The 941-nt window shown below is 59.5% G+C and carries 1 protein-coding gene; it reads left to right on the plus strand.

Features of this window, described 5'->3' with window-relative positions:
* Positions 1–82 precede the first annotated feature (82 nt).
* Positions 83–907 (plus strand): IS5 family transposase, encoded by an 825-nt coding sequence (locus CU669_RS20935; protein ID WP_112147520.1) that lies wholly within the window; start codon positions 83–85, stop codon positions 905–907.
* Positions 908–941: the final 34 nt, after the last annotated feature.

Below are 941 nucleotides of genomic sequence, written 5' to 3' on the forward strand. Positions count from 1 at the left end.
TTAGAGGCTGACCGGAAATTAAGTTGAGTGATTTCAGTGCGTTGTGATTCTGTCTGGTTGCGAATCAAGACGGAGCCACAAGATGACGTGGACTGAAATCACTCGCCCGAAGTATCGGCGGGATGGACTGCGGTATGCAAGCGATACGACGGATGAAGAATGGGCAATCATCGCTTCATTTCTGCCAGCGAAATCTGGCCGAGGCCGACCGCGCACGACGGATTTGCGGGCTGTGGTCGATGGCATCTTCTATATCGCCCAGACCGGTTGCCAATGGCGGATGCTGCCCAAGGATTTCCCGCCGTTCACCACCGTACAGGGCTACTTCTACCAGTGGCGGGACGACGGTCGATGGCGGACCATCAACCATCACCTCGTGATGCAGGCACGGGAAGCGGTCGGCCGCGAGGCAAGCCCGACGGCCGGGGTAATCGACAGTCAGTCGGTCAAGACGACCGAGGCTGGCGGACCACGGGGCTTCGATGCCGGCAAGAAGATCAAGGGCCGCAAGCGACACATCCTCACCGATACCGGTGGCTTGCTGGTCGGAACCGTCGTTCACGAGGCCAGCATCCAAGACCGGGACGGCGCACCTTCCGTTCTTGCGTCGATCCGCAGCCTCTACCCATGGCTGCGCCATCTCTTCGCCGACGGCGGCTACGCCGGCGACAAGCTCTCGCAGGCGCTCAAGTCCCTCGGCAAATGGACCGTCGAGATCATCAAGCGTTCCGATACCGCCAAGGGCTTCGTGCTATTGCCGCGCCGCTGGGTCGTCGAGCGCACCTTGGCTTGGCTCAATCGCAATCGCCGCCTTGCCAAGGACTTCGAAGCCTTGATCTCCACAGCAGAAACATGGGTCATGATCGCCAGCGTCAAACTCATCATGCGGCGATTGGCTCGGGGGTAATGCAATCAGACCGATTCAGATTCAGACTCTTAGA

The organism is Paramagnetospirillum kuznetsovii (assembly GCF_003284725.1).
Lineage (GTDB): Bacteria > Pseudomonadota > Alphaproteobacteria > Rhodospirillales > Magnetospirillaceae > Phaeospirillum > Phaeospirillum kuznetsovii.